Annotated in this window: 19 protein-coding genes; 5 read left to right on the top strand and 14 right to left on the bottom strand. The window is 59.5% G+C overall.

Features of this window, described 5'->3' with window-relative positions; all coding sequences use genetic code 11:
• The first annotated feature begins 8 nt into the window (after nucleotides 1-8).
• Together ACA072_RS25945 and ACA072_RS25940 are read left to right on the top strand one after the other, a co-directional pair.
• Nucleotides 9-1,406: an MFS transporter gene (locus ACA072_RS25945; RefSeq protein ID WP_403107551.1), complete on the top strand. Its 1,398-nt coding sequence runs from the start codon at nucleotides 9-11 to the stop codon at nucleotides 1,404-1,406.
• A gap of 9 nt (nucleotides 1,407-1,415) precedes the next feature.
• Nucleotides 1,416-1,943 (top strand): single-stranded DNA-binding protein, encoded by a 528-nt coding sequence (locus ACA072_RS25940; RefSeq protein WP_497621484.1) that lies wholly within the window; start codon nucleotides 1,416-1,418, stop codon nucleotides 1,941-1,943.
• 69 nt (nucleotides 1,944-2,012) lie between these two features.
• Here ACA072_RS25940 and ACA072_RS25935 read toward each other — a convergent pair whose 3' ends face one another.
• The 10 genes from ACA072_RS25935 to ACA072_RS25890 form a co-directional block, all read right to left on the bottom strand.
• Entirely contained in the window at nucleotides 2,013-4,217 is a 2,205-nt protein-coding gene (locus ACA072_RS25935; RefSeq protein WP_497621483.1) for an OsmC domain/YcaO domain-containing protein, read from the bottom strand.
• Between the two features lie 109 nt (nucleotides 4,218-4,326).
• Nucleotides 4,327-5,484 (bottom strand): glutathionylspermidine synthase family protein, encoded by a 1,158-nt coding sequence (locus ACA072_RS25930; RefSeq protein WP_497621481.1) that lies wholly within the window; start codon nucleotides 5,482-5,484, stop codon nucleotides 4,327-4,329.
• Between the two features lie 12 nt (nucleotides 5,485-5,496).
• Entirely contained in the window at nucleotides 5,497-6,216 is a 720-nt protein-coding gene (locus ACA072_RS25925; RefSeq protein ID WP_497621479.1) for a DUF1190 domain-containing protein, read from the bottom strand.
• A gap of 18 nt (nucleotides 6,217-6,234) precedes the next feature.
• Complete coding sequence (locus ACA072_RS25920; protein WP_438662381.1) at nucleotides 6,235-6,663, bottom strand: DUF350 domain-containing protein; 429 nt, start codon at nucleotides 6,661-6,663, stop codon at nucleotides 6,235-6,237.
• Between the two features lie 14 nt (nucleotides 6,664-6,677).
• Complete coding sequence (locus ACA072_RS25915) at nucleotides 6,678-7,355, bottom strand: DUF2491 family protein (RefSeq protein WP_109635244.1); 678 nt, start codon at nucleotides 7,353-7,355, stop codon at nucleotides 6,678-6,680.
• Nucleotides 7,342-8,376, bottom strand: coding sequence for an ion channel (locus ACA072_RS25910; RefSeq protein ID WP_497621478.1), 1,035 nt, complete (start codon nucleotides 8,374-8,376; stop codon nucleotides 7,342-7,344). Before ACA072_RS25910 ends, ACA072_RS25915 begins: the two co-directional genes overlap by 14 nt.
• Before the next feature lie 71 nt (nucleotides 8,377-8,447).
• Entirely contained in the window at nucleotides 8,448-9,011 is a 564-nt protein-coding gene (locus ACA072_RS25905) for a rhomboid family intramembrane serine protease (protein ID WP_497621477.1), read from the bottom strand.
• A gap of 155 nt (nucleotides 9,012-9,166) precedes the next feature.
• A complete protein-coding gene (locus ACA072_RS25900; protein WP_109635239.1) occupies nucleotides 9,167-9,865 on the bottom strand; it encodes a PspA/IM30 family protein in 699 nt (232 codons plus the stop codon).
• Nucleotides 9,866-9,889: 24 nt separating this feature from the next.
• Nucleotides 9,890-10,471, bottom strand: coding sequence for a YjfI family protein (locus ACA072_RS25895; RefSeq protein ID WP_497621475.1), 582 nt, complete (start codon nucleotides 10,469-10,471; stop codon nucleotides 9,890-9,892).
• Nucleotides 10,472-10,753: 282 nt separating this feature from the next.
• Entirely contained in the window at nucleotides 10,754-11,308 is a 555-nt protein-coding gene (locus ACA072_RS25890; RefSeq protein ID WP_497331251.1) for a cysteine hydrolase family protein, read from the bottom strand.
• Nucleotides 11,309-11,412: 104 nt separating this feature from the next.
• On the opposite strand from ACA072_RS25890, the gene ACA072_RS25885 reads away from it, so the two are divergent.
• From ACA072_RS25885 to ACA072_RS25875, 3 genes are all read left to right on the top strand, one after another.
• Nucleotides 11,413-12,384 carry a GlxA family transcriptional regulator gene (locus tag ACA072_RS25885; protein ID WP_497621473.1) on the top strand — a complete coding sequence of 324 codons (972 nt, stop codon included), beginning with the start codon at nucleotides 11,413-11,415 and terminating at the stop codon, nucleotides 12,382-12,384.
• 315 nt (nucleotides 12,385-12,699) lie between these two features.
• Nucleotides 12,700-13,809 (top strand): DUF3182 family protein, encoded by a 1,110-nt coding sequence (locus tag ACA072_RS25880; protein ID WP_497621471.1) that lies wholly within the window; start codon nucleotides 12,700-12,702, stop codon nucleotides 13,807-13,809.
• Complete coding sequence (locus ACA072_RS25875) at nucleotides 13,799-14,557, top strand: alpha/beta hydrolase family protein (RefSeq protein WP_109635233.1); 759 nt, start codon at nucleotides 13,799-13,801, stop codon at nucleotides 14,555-14,557. The genes ACA072_RS25880 and ACA072_RS25875 overlap by 11 nt, the downstream gene beginning before the upstream one ends.
• A 136-nt stretch (nucleotides 14,558-14,693) precedes the next feature.
• On the opposite strand, the gene ACA072_RS25870 is transcribed toward ACA072_RS25875, so the two are convergent.
• The 4 genes from ACA072_RS25870 to ACA072_RS25855 are packed head-to-tail and all read right to left on the bottom strand — an operon-like array spanning nucleotide 14,694 to nucleotide 18,694.
• The gene (locus tag ACA072_RS25870; RefSeq protein ID WP_497621469.1) at nucleotides 14,694-15,695 is read right to left on the bottom strand and encodes a lysylphosphatidylglycerol synthase domain-containing protein; all 1,002 of its coding nucleotides are present in this window, start codon (nucleotides 15,693-15,695) and stop codon (nucleotides 14,694-14,696) included.
• Complete coding sequence (clsB, locus tag ACA072_RS25865; RefSeq protein ID WP_497621468.1) at nucleotides 15,682-16,977, bottom strand: cardiolipin synthase ClsB; 1,296 nt, start codon at nucleotides 16,975-16,977, stop codon at nucleotides 15,682-15,684. Before clsB ends, ACA072_RS25870 begins: the two co-directional genes overlap by 14 nt.
• Nucleotides 16,974-17,771, bottom strand: coding sequence for an endonuclease/exonuclease/phosphatase family protein (locus ACA072_RS25860; RefSeq protein ID WP_497621467.1), 798 nt, complete (start codon nucleotides 17,769-17,771; stop codon nucleotides 16,974-16,976). Before ACA072_RS25860 ends, clsB begins: the two co-directional genes overlap by 4 nt.
• Nucleotides 17,768-18,694, bottom strand: a complete 927-nt coding sequence (locus ACA072_RS25855; protein ID WP_497621466.1) for a DUF72 domain-containing protein — start codon at nucleotides 18,692-18,694, stop codon at nucleotides 17,768-17,770. The genes ACA072_RS25860 and ACA072_RS25855 overlap by 4 nt, the downstream gene beginning before the upstream one ends.
• Between the last annotated feature and the right edge of the window lie 43 nt (nucleotides 18,695-18,737).

The raw sequence follows: 18,737 nt of genomic DNA, 5'->3' as shown, positions 1-18,737 counted from the left end.
GTTTTTCCATGCACGATCCCCACAGCGAACGCATGAGTGGCAGTGAGACACGCGCAGCAAGCGGTCTGGCCCTGGTGTTCGCCTTCCGTATGCTGGGCATGTTCATGGTGTTGCCGGTTCTGGCGACCTATGGGATGGATCTGGCAGGAGCGACCCCGGCCCTCATCGGGCTGGCGATTGGCGCTTATGGCCTGACCCAGGCGATCTTTCAGATTCCATTCGGCTTCATCTCCGACCGCATAGGCCGTCGTCCGGTGATTTACCTGGGGCTGATCATCTTCGCCCTCGGCAGCGTGCTGGCGGCCAATGCCGATTCGATCTGGGGCGTTATCGCCGGACGCATCCTGCAAGGCGCCGGGGCGATTTCCGCCGCGGTGATGGCGCTGTTGTCAGACCTGACCCGCGAACAGCATCGGACCAAAGCGATGGCCATGATCGGTATGACGATTGGTCTGTCGTTCGCTGTCGCCATGGTCGTAGGGCCGTTGCTGACCCGAGCCTTCGGCCTGTCCGGGTTGTTCCTCGCCACGGGCGGCATGGCGCTGTTCGGCATCGTGATCGTGATGTTCATGGTGCCGCGCTCCACCGGCCCGTTGCAGCACCGTGAGTCCGGCGTCGCGCGTTCGGCACTGATCCCGACGCTCAAGCACCCGGACCTGTTGCGCCTGGACCTGGGCATTTTTGTGTTGCACGCGATGTTGATGTCGAGCTTCGTTGCCTTGCCCCTGGCCCTGGTCGAAAAAGCCGGGCTGCCCAAAGAGCAGCACTGGTGGGTCTACCTGACCGCGCTGCTGATCTCCTTCTTCGCCATGATCCCGTTCATTATCTACGGCGAGAAGAAACGCAAAATGAAACGAGTTTTATTGGGCGCGGTGCTGACGCTGATGCTCACTGAGCTATTCTTCTGGCAGTTCGGCGATAGCCTGCGGGCTCTGGTGATCGGGACAGTGGTGTTTTTTACCGCGTTCAACTTGCTGGAAGCTTCGTTGCCATCGCTGATCAGCAAGGTTTCACCGGCAGGCGGCAAGGGCACGGCGATGGGGGTTTATTCCACCAGCCAGTTCCTCGGTTCGGCGCTGGGCGGGATCCTCGGCGGTTGGCTTTTCCAGCATGGCGGTTTGTCGGTTGTATTCCTCGGATGCGCCGGCCTGGCTGCCCTCTGGCTGGTCTTTGCTGTTACCATGCGCGAACCACCTTATGTCACGAGCCTGCGCTTGCCGTTGTCGCCCGAGGCGATCCGCGAAGCGGGTCTGGTTGAGCGCCTGAAGGCCGTCGTAGGGGTAACAGATGCGGTAGTCGTTGCTGATGAAGCGGCGATTTACATCAAATTGGACACAGAACTATTGGATCGCACCACCCTTGAGCGCCTGGTGAACAACCCGGCCGGGGCAGCGTGCGTAGCCTAGGAGAACGTTATGGCCCGTGGGGTTAACAAAGTCATATTGGTCGGCACTTGCGGCCAGGATCCCGAAGTTCGCTACTTGCCTAACGGTAACGCCGTGACCAACCTGAGTCTGGCGACCAGCGAACAGTGGACCGACAAGCAAACCGGTCAGAAGGTCGAAAAGACCGAATGGCACCGTGTTTCGATGTTCGGCAAGGTGGCGGAGATCGCCGGCGAATACCTGCGTAAAGGTTCGCAGGTCTACATCGAAGGCAAGCTGCAGACCCGCGAGTGGGAAAAAGACGGTATCAAGCGTTACACCACTGAAATCGTGGTCGACATGCAAGGCACCATGCAACTGCTCGGCGGCCGTCCACAACAGGGCGACCAACAAGGCGGGGGCAATAACTACCAGCAGTCCGCCCCGGCTCCACGCCAGCAGGCTCCGCGTCCGCAGCAGTCGGCAGCACCGCAACAGCGTTCGGCTCCGGCTCCACAGCAGGCCGCTCCGCAGCCGGCTCCGGATTTCGACAGCTTTGATGACGATATCCCGTTCTGACCGCAGCTTTTTCAGAACCGTAAACAAAAAAAGCGAAGCCATATGGCTTCGCTTTTTTGTGGGCGCTGTTTAACGGGATAAAGCGGTCACGTTGGCCCGTGCCGTGTGCAATTTTTTGTAGCTATCGATCAGGCGCAGGTGCCTGTCGAGCCCCTCCAGTTTCATGCTGGTCGGCGTCAAACCATGGAAGCGCACGCTGCCATCCACCGAGCCGATCGCAGCGTCCGTGCGCTCGTTGCCAAACATCCGACGGAAGTTGGCCTCGTAGTCTTCGAGTTCCAGGTCTTCGTCCAGCTTCATCTCCAGCACCACATTGACGGCCTGGTAGAACAAGCCGCGCTCAACCGTGTTGTCGTTGTACTGCAGGAACATTTCCACCGCCTCTTTCGCCTCTTCATATTGCTGCAAGGCGAGATAGATCAGCAGCTTCAACTCCAGGATCGTCAGCTGCCCCCAGGCTGTATTGTCGTCAAATTCGATACCGATCAAAGAGGTGATGTCGGTGTAGTCGTCCAGCTCGCTTTCCACCAGACGCTCAACCAGCCCTTGCAGCTCCTCTTTGTCCAGACGATGCAGGTTCAGGATATCGGCGCGGAAGAACAGCGCTTTGTTGGTGTTGTCCCAGATCAGATCGTCTGCGGGATAGATTTCCGAATAGTCCGGCACCAGGATGCGGCAGGCCGTCGCGCCGATATGCTCGTAGACCGCCATGTACACTTCTTTGCCCATACCTTTGAGGATGCCGAACAAGGTCGCGGCTTCGTCGGCATTCGAGTTTTCACCCTGGCCGGAGAAGTCCCACTCCACGAATTCGTAATCCGACTTCGAGCTGAAGAAACGCCACGACACCACGCCGCTGGAGTCGATGAAGTGCTCGACGAAGTTATTCGGCTCGGTCACCGCATGCCCTTCAAACGTCGGTTGCGGCAAGTCGTTGAGGCCTTCGAAGCTGCGGCCCTGGAGCAATTCGGTGAGGCTGCGTTCCAGCGCCACTTCCAGGCTCGGGTGCGCGCCGAACGAGGCAAACACACCGCCGGTACGTGGGTTCATCAGCGTGACGCACATTACCGGGAATTCACCGCCCAGGGACGCATCCTTCACCAACACGGGGAAGCCTTGCTCTTCCAGCGCCTGAATACCGGCCAGTATCCCGGGGTACTTAGCGAGCACATCGGCCGGCACGTCCGGCAGGGCAAATTCACCTTCGATGATTTCGCGTTTGACCGCGCGCTCGAAGATTTCCGACAGGCACTGCACCTGGGCTTCGGCCAGCGTGTTACCGGCACTCATGCCGTTGCTCAGGAACAGGTTTTCAATCAGGTTGGACGGGAAATACACCACCTCGCCGTCCGACTGGCGAACGAATGGTAGCGAGCAGATGCCGCGTTCTTCATTGCCCGAGTTGGTATCGATCAGATGGGAACCGCGCAGCTCACCGTCGCGGTTGTAAATCTTCAGGCAGTACGCGTCGAGAATTTCCGCTGGCAGTTCATCTTTACGACCAGGCTTGAACCAGCGTTCGTCCGGGTAGTGCACAAACGCTGCGTTGGCGATGTCTTCGCCCCAGAACTGGTCGTTGTAGAAGAAGTTGCAGTTGAGTCGCTCGATAAACTCGCCCAACGCCGACGCCAGCGCGCTTTCCTTGGTCGAACCCTTGCCGTTGGTAAAACACATCGGCGAGTGCGCATCGCGGATATGCAGCGACCAGACGTTGGGCACGATATTGCGCCACGAGGCGATTTCGATCTTCATGCCCAGGTCCGCCAAAATGGCCGACATGTTGGCGATGGTTTGTTCGAGCGGCAGATCCTTGCCAGCAATATAAGTGCTCGCCTCTGAACTGGACGCCGGCATCAGCAACGCCTGGGCATCGGCGTCGAGGTTGTCCACCTCTTCGATCACAAACTCAGGCCCGGCTTGCACCACTTTTTTCACGGTGCAACGGTCGATGGAACGCAGGATGCCCTGGCGGTCCTTGTCGGAAATGTCCGCCGGCAACTCGACCTGGATCTTGAAAATCTGGTTGTAACGGTTTTCCGGGTCAACAATGTTGTTCTGCGACAGCCGGATGTTATCCGTGGGGATATTGCGGGTGCTGCAGTACAACTTCACAAAGTACGCGGCGCACAACGCCGACGACGCCAGGAAGTAGTCGAACGGGCCCGGTGCCGAGCCATCGCCCTTGTAGCGGATAGGTTGATCGGCCACCACCGTGAAGTCATCGAACTTGGCTTCAAGTCGAAGGTTGTCGAGAAAGTTGACCTTGATTTCCATGGGGGATTACCAGAATAACGGCTAGACGATTGGCCGCCATTATCCGGCATTTCAGCCGTAAGTCTTGCCGGTGTCTTGCAATATGTCCCCAACGGGCCTTTTTTAGCGGTCAGTCGAGGATCAGATGCGGCAAGAACCGACTCGAATCCTTGGTGATCAGGCTGTTGTCCTCTCGCACACCGATCCCCGCCGCTTGATCGCCGATCACCCAGGAACCAATCAGCGTGTAGCTGTCGCCAAAACGCGGAAGCGGCGCGAACTCCTGAAGGATGAATGGGGCATCGGTGTAGGGCCCGTCCTCTTTCACGATCAAACCGTCCGCGGTTTGCAGCTCGATATTTGCACCTTCCCGCGAGAAGAACGGCTTGCGCACCCAGCCCTTAGGCACGGCTTTGCCCGGATCGGTATCCACGTGGGCGGCGAGCAAGTTCGGGTGACCTTTGTTGAATTCCCACAACAGCGGCAGGATGCCTTTGTTGGAGATGATGGATTTCCACGCCGGCTCGAAAAACTGCGTATCACTCTGGGCAATCGCTGCGCCAAAGGGCTCGTGGAAGATGAACTCCCAGGCGTGCAGCTTGAACAGGTGAGGAATCCAGCGATCTTCGAGGTCGACGAAACGTCCGTCACTGGTCAGGCCGATGTCTTCGATATCGATGTGGCGTGATTCGATGCCGACCTTTTCCGCCACCAGCCGCAGGTAATCGGTGGTGCCCTTGTCTTCGACCGAGTCTTTCATCGAGGCGAAGTAGAAAGGCTGCTTGAGCTGCAATTGAGCGAAGGCCTGATGCAGTTTGGTGTCGATGCTGTTGAACTGGTCGGCATGCTTGGGCAGCACACCACGTTCGATGCATTGCTCCAGCCAGCCCCACTGAAACGCCGCCGCCTCGTACAGGCTGGTCGGCGTGTCGTAGTTGAGTTCCAGCAACTTGGCGGGGCCGGTGCCGTTGTAGGAGAAGTCCATGCGCCCGTACAGGTGCGGGTGACCTTCGAGCCATGAGGTGCGGACCATGTCGAAGAATGGCGCGGGAATGCTCAGGCGCTCCAGCAGCTCCTCGCTCTGCACCACGCGGGCCACCAGGTCCATGCACATCTCATGGATCTCGGTGGTCGGGTCTTCGAGATCGTTCTCAATCTGCTTGAGCGAAAACTGGTAATACGCGCTCTCGTCCCAGTAAGGTTCGTTGTCGATGGTGTGGAACAGAAAGCCGAGACTCTCGGCCGTCTGTTTCCAGTCAGGACGTTCTGCGCAGTGGATTTTTTTCATGGCCCGGTTTCCTTAACTGCTCGATCCGCCGCCGCCCCAGCCACTGCGTGCGCTGGCCTTGCTGCCGAAGCCGCCACGGGAGGTGGACGAGGCAACGGAAACCGGCTTGCTGGAAGAAGAACGGACCGAGTCGGCGTAGTTGCTGCTGCCGTACCGCGCCTGATTGGACTTGTTAAACGTCGAACCTTTGGAAATCCGCTGGCTGAGCGTCGAGTTCGAGTAGCTGCCGCGATCATCGCGATAGCGGTACACCGGCTCGGAGTAGTAGCTGTTGCGGTTGCTGCTCAGCATGTTGCCGATCAACAGGCCAGTCAGCAGGCTGCTGGTGGAGAAGCCCGAGCCGCCCGTGTTCGCCGTTTCCGAGGCGGGTAATTGCGCTTTGGCCGCGTCCACCTGGGATTGCGTCACCTGGCCATCGGCGGTCAGTTCGAAACCGCCGAGCTTGGGGATGAACTTGCCGGCGGAATCCTGCTGGCACCAGTCGGCGACAAAGTCGGCATCGCAATCGGCCTGGCTGTCGTACACCGGCGCAATGCGACGATGCTCGGCCATGGCCGTCATGTAGGCGTCCGAGCAGACGTCCACCGGAAGCTTTTCATCGGCGCACTGCTGAACGGACTGGAAGTTGTACTTCTTCTGCACCGCGTAGGTTTTTTCCGTCGGCCCGCAGCCTGATATCGCCATGGCGACCGACGCTGCCAGCGAAAGCTGAACGTACTTGCTTCGTTTCATCGGGAGCTCCGTGCGCAATCAGTTCGGGGTAGGGGTCATGCAGGCGGCGTTCAACATGCCAACGCTGATGGCCACGGCCGCGACATAGACACCCGCCGCGATTTCGCCTTTCTTGATCCGTTCAGAAGTGCCTTTCAACACCAGGCTGGTCACCAGGAACGCCAGCAGTTGCACGACTGCTGCGATCAGCGACCAGACGACGAAGTCGAGCAGGCTGATCGAGTAGGCAATCACATTGCTGGCCGGAATCGCGAAACCGATGAGGGCGCCGCCCAGAGCGATTGCGGCGGCGACGTTGCCCGAGCGGATCAGTTCAAACTCCTTGTGCGGGGTGATGCGGGTGTAGATGAACTGAAACAGCGCGAACAGCACCGCGGCGCCGATGATGTACGCGACAAACCCGAACACGGCGGCTTTGTTCAGGGAGATGGAGAGTGCTTCTAGCATGGACTGCTTCCTTTTTAGAACGTATTCAGGTCGGTTGTGTACAGCGAGATGCCCAGCGACGTGCTCAAGCTGATGGTGCCTTCGGCGTCTTCTTCGACGGAAAACAGCAGGAACTCCCGGCGATCAGTCAGGCCGGTTTCGCGGGCGTACAGCATCGATCGGTGCTCGATGCCGTAGGACTCTTCCGGATTTTTCAGCTGCTCGCTCAGTGCCACCAATTCGGTCTGGCCATTCTCGGTGCCCCATTCGCGGGTGTATTCGACGCCGTTATGGGTGTAGGTCGGCAGCCCGATCAGGCTTTGCGGACCGGCCAGTCGACGCAGCTCGGCTTCACTGCTGATGGTGATGTAACTGAGGTAGTTGAACAGGATCACCGACTCGACCTGACCGGCAATTTCGCCGGTGGTGTGCACCTGCAGCCAGTAGTCTTCGTCGTTCATGTAATAGCGCGACAACCAGGTCGACTGCCCGAGATCGACCGTGCCGTTGCTCCAGATCTGTTGGGAACCCGGGATGGTCACCGTGGTGTTGCCGTCGAGCAACAATCTCAGGGAGGTGTCGAACATTACGCCTTTGCCCAATCCCAGGCCCAGTGGGCCGGTGGCTGGCGGAGGGGTTTCGTTGGCAGTCCATTTCGACTCTGGCGTCGCGTTCGGGGCCTCAAGCCCCATCAACTGTTTAAACCATCCCATTGGAGATTTCCTTGAGGCGAGTGGAGGCGATGTAGAAGAGTTCGCCGCCCTCAACGCGCGTGGCGCTGGGCGGGTTGATCGACGGTTGTTGCGCACCTTTGGCGCGATAGCCGATGAGCGTGGCGTTGTGGTGTTCTTTCATGCGCGAGTACAGATCGCCGAACGTGGCTTCGAAGGCCTCGGGCAGTTTCATCAGGTATTGGGTGGCGCCTTGGCCCACGCACAGCAGTTCATTGATGACCACTGATGAGCCCGGATCCTGAGAGGCACGCACCAGCATCTCGATGGCCATGCTTGAGGTGCATTCCAGACTCGGCGCATAGGCGCTGGCGAGCGCCGCAACTTCACTGTCATTGAAATGGGCGACCACATGCCCGACAGGCTTCAGTTGATTGACCGCCAGCACGGTGGCCAGGGTCAGGTCGTCTGAATGGGTTCGCACCAGGACGCGTTCGGCACCCGGAACGCCGGCGCGCAGCAACAACGCCACGGAAGACAGGCTTTCACCTTTGATGAAGGTCGCTTTGCCCGGCATCGGGTTTTCTTCGAGGGTGCAATCGCAAATGACGATCAGGTTGTCGTTCGAGGTTTCGTCCTGAAGCAACAATTCAATGACCCGTTCACTGGACGCGCCTTCCCAGCCGATGAGAACCGTATGGCCGATCTTGCCGGTGAAATCGCCTTTGCCCTTCATGCCTTTTCTCCATGCATCGATGACGCTGCTGGTGGTTTTGCCGATGGCTGCCGTCAGCAGCGCAATGCCCCCGAGCATGACCCAGGTGGCCACGAAAATCCGTCCCGCCGCAGTCTGTGGCGCAAGATCGCCATAGCCGACGGTGAGTGTGGTGGTCAGATAGAAGTAAGTAAACGTGGCGGGGGCGGTGAGGTGTTGTTCGCCCAGAAGTACCAGGCCCATGTAAGCCGTGACCAAGTGCACGCCCAAGGCGATTACCAGACCTGCCCAGCCAAAGCGGTGGAAGAGGGACGAGGCGTACAGGCGCAACAAAAGGAAAATCGACATTTTGTCCCTGACTCCGTGGGTACTTGTTCCTGGCGATGTCATCGCCGCGGCGTCTGAATGCGCAAGTGCGTTCAACCGGCGGCATTAAACCTGCTGCGCGGCGCCGAGAAAAGTACCTTGGCTGCAATAAATCCGGCGAGCGCCCCAAACAGATGGCCTTCGAAGGAAACACCCTGGCGAGGCAGGAAGCCAAAAATCAGGCCGCCGTAGAGCAGGGCCACGACGCCAGCCGTTATCAGGTTGCCCCAGCTGCGGTGAAACCAGGCACGGGACAAGAGGTACGCCCATAACCCGAATACCCAGCCGCTGGCGCCGATGTGTACGCCTGCAAAGCCGAACAGCCAGACCAGTGCACCGCCCAGCAGAATAATGATCGCGCTGACCGCAATGAACCGGTTGAGTCCTTCGATGATGACCAGTGTGCCCAATATCAAAAAGGCAATCAGGTTCGCGCTCAGGTGCGCAAAGGAAGCGTGCAGGAAAGGCGAGGTGAGGATGCCGAGCAGACCGTGCACGGTTCTCGGGATCAGGCCGAAGGCCATGAGGCTGTAGCCGGTCGCGACATTGAACACTTGCAGCGCGACCATGAAGAGCGCCAGGCCTGCGATTGTCTTGAAACCCTTCAGGGCATCCATCCTTGACCTCGATTCACTGAAAACTGAAGCGCAACCCATTGTGGGAGCGAGCCTGCATGCGAAAAGGGAGTGTCAGTCGACATCAATGTTGTCTGACAAACCGCAATCGCTAGCAGGCTAGCTCCCACAGGTTATGCGTTCGACTCGAGAGTCGATTATTCGGCCGATTTTTTCTTCAGGCGTTCCAGGATCGCATTGGCGCTGCCTTCGTTCGGCGTGATGCCGGCGTCGCGCAGTTTGCGTTCCAGGTCAGTACCGGTCGATGCATCGGCCAGTTGGTCCTGAGCTTCCAGTTCAGCCGCGCGTTGCTGCTGCTTGGCCTGCAGGCGGTTCAATGTACCGACGGCGGTTTCCAGCTTGCCGTTGGCGCCGCCACTGGCAATCGAAGCGCTGACCTGGGCTTTCTGTACACTTTCGCGGGCCTTGGCCATGTCGACTTGCTGGCGCAGGCTCTTGATGCGGTTTTCGGCCTTGGTGATGTCTTTGCGCATGTTTTCAGCGTAACCGCCGAATTCGGTGGCCTGCTTCTGTTCGACGTCCAGTTCGTTGGTCAGGGTCGAAATGGCTTCGGCCACTTCCAGGGCGAGGTCTTCACGGTTGGCCTGAATCGCGGCCAGGGCCTTGGATTCCAGGTCCTTGATCTTGGCGTTGTATTCGCTGACGCGATCAGCCGACAGTTTGTGCTTGGCCATGATGGTGACCAGCTCACGCTTGGCGTTGGCCAGGGCGCTGTCCGCATCGCGGATTTCCTGGTCGAGGATGCGCAGGGCCTGTTGGTCGACGATCGATTCGCCAACTTCAGTGGCACCGCCACGCAGCGCGGTGAACAATTTGCTCCAGATGGACTGAGTCATTGGATATTTCCTGTTACCGAATAATTAATTGAAGAAACGTTCGAAGGCTTCGCTGGCGCGCTGGACGTTGTCGACGAGGGTTTTCACCTCGGTCACGATGTTCGTCAGGCTGGAGTCGGAGCTCAGGGCGCCGAACATGTTGTAGACAATCTGCCCGTTCGGCATGGACTCGATCCCGATCGAGGACAGCGGGAACATCTCCCGGCTGCGCAGCACGGCATCATTGAAGGCCGGCACGTCTGTGATCGACTCGACGTCGACCAGCACGGTATCGACGATGATCTGGTCGCCCACCACTGCGATGTAAATCGGCAAGCCACCGAAATCGTTCATTTCCAGCTTGATGCTGGACTCGGAGCCTTGAACGAGAGAAAGCGTGATGTCGTTCGAAACCACTTCGTCCAGGGCCTGAAGGGCGCTGAAGAGGCGATCAATGTTCCAGTTTGTACCTGCGCTCATGTAATTCTCCGACATGAATGAGCCAGCCAGAATCGGTTGGCGAAGCTGTTTCTCCATCTGCTTGAGCAGGCTTCGGTTTTCGGGAAGCACCCAAGTCTCGTGTTTCACATAACCGGCGGCACCCAGGCCCGCACGCATCTGCTTCATGTAAAAGCTCGACGGTTTTTTCGCGGACGGTTTCGCGCGCTCTCCCTTGCGGCTTGCTGGATCGGTATCGGGCCCGGTTGAAGGGCTCGATGGAGAGCTGCTTTTCATGGGGCTGACCTCGTTGTGAAAAACTCACGCGTGGGAAACACTACAGGCAATTTTTGCCACTCTCAATAGCTCACGCGTGAGATTTTTTGTATTACTTTTTCCGACCCACGAAAAAGGCCCGAAGCGCGTAAACGCGGCGGGCCCTTTTCGGAAGTTGATCAATACGTTAGGAGGTTAGCGGCTGGCCGCCAGGAATTCGTCAGTGGAAATCACGCTCGCATAGGCGAAACCCAAGGCCGACATGAAGGCGGCGTGAACGTGGGCGGCGGGCACTGTGACGCCATTGAATTCCAGGTCGCGCGAGGCACAGGCGTCGTGGATCACGGTGACGGTGTAGCCGAAATCAGCCGCGGCGCGAGTGATGCCATCGACGCACATGTGGCTCATGCTGCCGACGACCACCAGTTCCTTGATGCCTTGCTCGTCGAGGATCGATTTGAGTTCGGTTTCACGGAACGAGTTGACGAAGTGCTTGAGCACCACCGGCTCATCGGCGCGGTTCAGGACTTTGGGGTGCAGCTTCGCGCCTTCCGAACCCGGGGTGAAGAACGGGGCTTCTTCGGAGGTGAATTCGTGACGGATGTGCACCACCGAATCACCCGCATCGCGAAAGGCTTTGAGCAAACGGACGGCGTTGTCGGCGGCAGCATCGGCACCGACCAGCGGCCACTTGCCTTGAGGGAAGTAGTCGTTTTGGATATCGACTACGATGAGTGCTTGCTTGGCCATGGCTTTTTCCTCGAAATGTGTGTGTTGGGTGTGGAACGAAGTATTGGCTCTGGCAGGCCGACCGGGGATTGGCCGCACCGACAATAGAAAGGGGAAAACTGACAATGGATGCACAAAGGGCAATCGCCGAACTCGGCGTGCTGATTTACCCCGGTGCGCAGATGGCGGCGGTACACGGGTTGACCGACCTGTTCTGTGTGGCCAACCGGATTGCCGCGGAACATCAGTCTGCGCAGTTGCCGCTGTTGCGGGTCAGCCATTGGCAGGTGGATGGCGATCAGGCGCCCGAGCGGGTCTACGACAGTCATCCGGGCCCCGACCGCGCCTTGGTGGCAGTGTTGATTCCGCCGTCGATTGCCGGATTTTCCGAAGGTCAGGCACCGCAGGCGCTGATCAACTGGATGCGTCAGCAACACGCGCAGGGTGCGACCCTCGGTGGCGTCTGCGTCGGCTCGATTCTGTTAGCCGAAAGTGGCCTGCTCGATGGCCGCAGTGCTACGACTCACTGGACCTCGGCCAAAACCTTTGCCGAGCGATATCCGGCGATCAAGCTCAAGGCCGATACGCCCATCGTCGACGACGGCGACTTGATCACCACCGCCGGGCTGATGGCCTGGTCCGAGCTGGGCCTGCGCCTGGTAGACCGTCTGCTCGGCCCGAGCATCGCCACCGGCACCGCGCGTTTCCTGGTGGTGGAACACAGCGACAGCGCGAGTGAATGCGGCAGCAACTTTTCACCGATTCTCAGCCATGGCGACGCGTCGATTCTCAAGGTTCAGCATTGGCTGCAAAGCACCGGCGCGACCGATGTGTCGCTGACGGCGATGGCCGAGCGGGCAGGGCTGGAAGAACGCACGTTCCTGCGCCGCTTCCGCGCGGCGACCGGGTTGAAACCCACCGAGTATTGCCAGCACCTACGGGTCGGCAAGGCTCGGGAAATGCTCGAGTTCACCAACGGCACCATCGATCATATCGCGTGGACCGTGGGTTATCAGGACCCGGGGGCGTTCCGGGCGATGTTCAAGAAAATCACCGGGCTGGCGCCGAGCGATTACCGCACCCGATTTGGCGTGTAGCCCTCTGCTGCAACCCGATCGACGTAACCCACCAACCCCCTGTGGGAGCGGGCTTGCTCGCGAATGCGGCGTGTCAGTCGACATTGACGCTGACTGATACACCGCATTCGCGAGCAAGCCCGCTCCCACATTAGATCCGTGTCAGTCGTGCAAAATGCAGGAGTTAGAACTCTCGTCGTGCAGAATAAAACAGGCTTAGTGCTATCACCTTCGAAGCAACTGCCTGATTCGGAAGTCGTTTCTAACCAACCCTCAATGGCTTGATCTCTGCACCCCATCAACTACATTCATCAAACGCAGATTGAAGGGGGACGCATGACCCCAACAAACCGCAAGAAACTGGTGGTCGCCCACTCGGTCCGCCCCGAGGCGCCCCAGCACGAAATCGAGACCAATCGCGCGCTGGCCCGCTGGCTGGCGCAAATCCTGGGTCTCAAGTTCGGCGGCAGTTACGACCCCGAACTTCATAACGGCCGGGATCTTTATCTGTTGCCGACCCAAACCCTGGTCGGCGTCGCTGCCGCCCAGGCATTGGGCATCAAGGGGCCTGACGATTTGTGGGGTGGTTACGTCGACCACGATTTCATCTGCACCAAAGCCATCAGCCACGGGTTGCGCAATAAAAATGCGCACGCCCCGGAAGGCTGGTCTGCGCTGTTTTCCCAACGGGTGCGCAACGTCGTGCTCGATGGCCTCAGCGTGTTCTCGTTCGACGATGCGCGGCCAGCGGCGGAGCATTTGCTCGACGCCGGCCCTATTCGCATCAAGCCGATTCATGCCTGCGCCGGACGTGGTCAGGAAGTGATCAAAGGCCTCGACCAGTTCGACGCCGTTCTGGCTCGCACCGATGCCAAGGCACTGTTTGGCGAAGGTGTGGTGCTTGAACAGGATCTCGACAACGTGATCACCCACAGCGTCGGCCAGAGCTTTATCGGCGGCAGGGTGCTGAGCTATTGCGGTGATCAATACTTGACCGAAGACGGTCAGGGCGAGCAGGTTTATGGAGGGTCCAATCTGCTGGTGGTGCAGGGGTACTACGAAGATTTGCTGGAACTGGACCTGCCTGACGATGTGCGCCTGGCGATCCAGCAAGCGCAAGTGTTCGACAGCGCGGCGGACGAGGCCTATCCCGGTTTCTACGCCTCGCGTCGCAACTATGACATCGCCCAAGGCCTGGACAGTAACGGCCAGCAGCGCAGCGGCGTGCTCGAACAGTCCTGGCGCATGGGCGGTGCCAGCAGTGCCGAAGTGGCGGCGTTGCAGAGCTTCGTCAACGACCCGGCGATGCGTGCGATTCGCGTGTCTTCGGTAGAAACCTACATCGATCAACCGCTGCCGGCGGACGCCATCGAGGTGTACCGCGGGCCGGCGGAAAACAGTGACTTTCTTCTCAAGTACGTAACGGTCAAATCCTATGACGGCTAGAAGCGAAACCATTCAGATCGACATCGACGATGAACAGATGAGCGGGACATTTCTGAGCCCCAAATCGAAAGTCCCCGGCGTGTTGTTTGTGCACGGTTGGGGTGGCAGCCAGGAACGGGACCTGGAACGGGCCAAAGGCATCGCCGGCCTGGGATGTGTGTGCCTGACGTTCGACTTGCGCGGGCACACCGGCGGCACCGGCATCCCGCTCACTCGCGTCACCCGTGAAGACAACCTGCGCGACCTGCTGGCGGCATACGACCGCTTGCTCGCTCACCCGGCGCTCGACACTTCCGCCATTGCGGTGGTCGGCACCAGTTACGGCGGTTATCTGGCCTCGATTCTGACTTCGTTGCGCCCGGTACGCTGGCTGGCGCTGCGGGTGCCGGCGCTGTATCGCGACGATGAATGGCACACGCCCAAACGTGAACTGGACAAGGCGGATTTGCGCGATTACCGCAACACGCTGGTGCGCGCCGACAGCAATCGCGCACTGCATGCCTGCTCGCAATTCACCGGGGATGTGCTGCTCGTGGAGTCCGAGACCGACGACTTCGTGCCTCACGCCACGATCATGAGCTACCGCGCCGCGTGCCAGCAGACGCATTCGCTGACGCACCGGATTATCGACGGCGCCGATCACGCGTTGAGCGAGCCGGTTTCGCAACAGGCGTATACGTCGATTCTGGTGGACTGGATTACCGAGATGGTCGTGGGTGAGCGGTTGAGCATTATTCAATCAAAATGAGCGGTGGTCTTGCGGACGCCTTCGCGGGCAAGCCCGCTCCCACAGGTTCAGCGGGGTCACGCAAATAGCGTTAGCACCGGAGAACCCTGTGGGAGCGGGCTTGCTCGCGAAGGCGTCATCCGCCTCACCAAAAATCTCATGAAGGTTTCTTGGCAATCCGCAGCGACTTGGCCTTGGCCTCCACGACTAAATACATCACCAACGTAATCAGCAACGGCAAGATAAAATAGATCGCCCGATACGCCAGCAACCCCGCCACCAGGCTTCCTCGCGAAGCCTCATGCTGCAACAACGCCACAAACACCGCCTCCAACACCCCAAGCCCCGCAGGAATGTGAGTAATCACCCCGGCAATCGCGCTGATCAGCAACACGCCCAGCACCAACGGATAATCCAGCTTGTTCGGCAACAACGTGAAAATCACCGCCGCCATCAGCGACCAGTTGAGCGCCCCGAGGGCCAGTTGCAGCACCGCCATGCGCAGCGACGGCAGGTTGATTTCCACTCCGCGTATCGACCATTCCCGACGCTTGGAGAACTGGCACGCCGCCAGATACCCCGCGCTCACCAGCAACAGCAGCACGCCCACACCTTGCAACGCATCGCTGCTCAACTTCCAGCCCGGCGGCATTCTCACCAGTCCGCTGCTGAACACCGCGCCCGCAATCACCATGTAGCCAAACCAGTTGGTCGCCAGGCTCAGCCCGAGGATTTTGGCGATGTTGCTTTTGCTCACCCCGAGTCGTGAATACAGGCGATAACGCATGGCAATTCCGCCGACCCAGGCGCTCAGGTTGAGGTTGAAGGCGTAGCTGATGATTCCCACGGGCAAGATCTGTTTCCAGGTCAGGTCCTGCCGGATGTAGGTGCGGCCGATCAGGTCGAAGCAGGCGTACACCAGAAAACTCACCAGCGTCAGGCCGGACGCAATGATCAGCGTGCGCACTTTGAAATTGGCCAGGGTGTGGAACACTTCATCCCATTCGATGCGCTGGGCAAGCATCGTCAACAGCACGATCAGCGCCAGGAAAAACAGCATCGTCAGCGGTTTTTTCCAGCGGCTCCAGCGTGTTTTCTTTTCCGGGACAGGTGTTGCGCTGTCATCGTGAGGTGCCGGTTGAGCTTCAACGCGGTCCATGGTGGTCGCTCCCGGCTGCATGAGTGAAGGGTTTCAGACGAGGTTTATGCGCCGGCAGCCAACCGGCCCATGCCGGGAAATGGCGCAGGAAGTGAAACACCAGGAAGCCGACGGTCATGTGCCAGATCCGTCCGCGCGGTGACTTGTCCGCTGACATGGCTTTGCAATGGTTATTGCTCAGCACTTCGAGCCGTTCGAACAGGTCTTGGTTGAAGGCTCGGTCGCGGATCAACACATTGGCTTCCAGGTTCATGGACAGGCTCAACGGGTCAAGATTGCTCGAGCCGACGGTGCTCCAGTCCTCATCCACCAGCGCGACTTTGCCGTGCAGCGGGCGTTCGCAGTATTCGTAGATCTGCACGCCGGACTTGAGCAGATAGTCGTAGGTCATGCGCGCGGCCAGTTTGGCCACCAGCATGTCCGGTTGCCCCTGCAGGATCAGACGCACGTCCACGCCACGGCGAGCTGCGTTACGGATCTCGCGCAGCAAGCGGTAACCCGGAAAGAAGTAGGCATTGGCGATCACCACACGGCGCTGGGCACTGCGCAGCACCTGGCGGTAAACCTCTTCGATATCCGTGCGATGGTCGCCGTTGTCGCGGAACACTAGGCGAACCTGGCCGTCGTGGTCGCTGAACGCCAGTTCCGAGCGCCGCTGCCGACGGCGTTGCCACCAGTATTTGGCGCGACCCGGGCGGCCACTTTGCAGCAGCGCGAAATGATGAATGTCCGCCACTGCGGGGCCTTGTACTTCAACCGAGTAATCCTGCTTGGCCTCGGGGCCGAAGTCGGCCAGATGATCGGCGGAAAAGTTGATCCCGCCGATGAACGCAATCGTGCCGTCCACCACCACAATCTTGCGGTGCAGGCGGCGGAACCAGTTGGTGCGGATACCCAGATGCTTGGGTGCCGGATCAAATATTTGCAGGCGCACGCCGGCTTCGCTCAACGCATTGAGATACCCGGTCGTCAACTCGCCACAGCCAAATCCATCGAGGCTGGCCGTGACCCGTACGCCGCGCTGTGCGGCCTCGATCAGCACTTGCTGCAGCTCATTGCCGACCTTGTCCTCGAACACAATGAAGGTTTCCAGGAGGATTTCAGTCTTGGCCTGACGCATGGCCTCGAACACCCGCGGGAAATAGGCTTCGCCGTTTTCCAGCATTTCCACGAGGTTGTTGCCCTGCCAGCCGTATTCAACGTCCACCACGCCGGGTTCACGGACCGGTGGGGTGGTCGGTACGTGTTCAACGGTGGCTTTTTCCATCGGGGCGCTGCTCATAGCTCGATCTCCACCGATAGCGGTGCGTGGTCGGAAAGGTGTGACCAGGGCCGCGCCGCCAGCACTTGCGGACGGCTGGCCTTGAGGTTGCGCACGTAGATGCGGTCCAGTCGTAGCGCCGGCATCCGCGCCGGAAAACTGCGCGCCGGTTTGCCGTGGTGTTCGGCGAACACCTCGCGCAGACCGCAGGGCTTGAGCAACGCATCGGCGCGCTGGCGCCAATCGTTGAAGTCACCGGCGATAATCACCGGGGCGTCGTCCGGAAGTTCTTCGAGGCGTCGTGCCAGCAACTTCAGTTGTTCCGTTCGGTGGGACTCACGCAACCCCAGATGTACGCAAATCGCGTGCACTTCCCGGCCATCGCCCGGCAGGCGCAGCACGCAATGCAGGATGCCGCGGTTCTCGTGGCCGCTGATCGAAACGTCGAGGTTGTCATGGCGAATAATCTGAAATTTCGACAGCAGCGCATTGCCGTGATCACCCGCCGGGTACACCGCGTTGCGGCCATAGGCAAACTGCGGCCAAAGGGAGTCGGCGAGGAACTCATACTGCGGCATCGTCGGCCAGTTGCTGTAGCGCTGGGGATGATGCTCGTGGGTGCCGTGGACTTCCTGCAAAAACACCACATCAGCGGACACGCTGCGCACCGCTTCGCGCAGTTCCGGCAGGATGAAGCGCCGATTGAGCGCGGTGAAACCCTTGTGGGTATTGACCGTCAGCACGGTGAAACGGCGCACGGCGGTGATGATGGGTTGCTGCTCGTCGGTGGTGCCGACCGGTTCGGAAATGCTCATGGCAATACCCCTTCGGCAACAGGTTCGCCGGGGGCGGTAGCGAGGTCCTTGTCGAGATGGAAGTGCTCAAGCAGGCGTCGCGCATCGAAGGGCGCGCGGATTTTGATGTCGTTGTCGAAATAGCAGAACACTTCCCGGGACTTGCGCGCTTTCGGCTTCTGTCGAGGTGCGATCAGTTGCGGATCCGCCGGTTGCCGGCCGTGGTTCCAGGCGTCGATCCGCTCGCCCCAGCGTTCCAGCGCCTCGGGGGTGTAGCCGCTGGCGTAGAGTTCTTCGGCGCCGTGCAGGCGCAGGTAAACGAAATCACTGGTGACGTCTTCGCGGTACGGCCATTTTCCGGCGGTGTCGGCGATGACCAGGGCAACGTTGTAGCGCTTGAGCAGGCGCACGAACGCCGGATCAACGAAGGTCTCGTTTCTGATTTCAACGGCGTGACGCAGCGGCTTTTTCTTGTACGCCTTCAGGCTGGCGGGGCCGTGCAGGTGTGAATCGTGCTGGCGGGCGAGGGCGGCTGCTTGTTGGGTGTCGTGGGGCAATTGCTCGAGGAAACTCTCGAACAGCTCGACGTCAAATTTGAAATTGGGCGGGAACTGCCAGAGGATCGGGCCGAGTTTTTCTTTGAGCTCCAGGATCCCGGAGGCAAAGAAGTTCGCCAGCGGTTTATGAATGTCCCGCAGACGTCTGATGTGGGTAATGAACCGTGGGGCTTTAACGCTGAACACGAAGTCCGCCGGGGTTTCGGCGTACCACTGGGCATAACGTTCAGGCCGTTGCAGGGCGTAAAACGATCCATTGATTTCGATGCTGTTGACCGCCCGTGACGCAAATTGCAATTCGCGCTTCTGGGTCAGCCCCTTCGGGTAGAAACCTCCCCGCCAGGGTGTGTAGCGCCAGCCTGAAATACCAATGTGAATCGCCGCCATGTCGCCTCCCGTCTAATGGTCCTCGGTTGCCCCTGTCTTTTGA

This window comes from Pseudomonas sp. LBUM1656, from assembly GCF_059716065.1.
The sequence above is the reverse complement of the archived record's forward strand: the minus strand, read 5'-3'. Positions and strand labels throughout refer to the sequence as shown.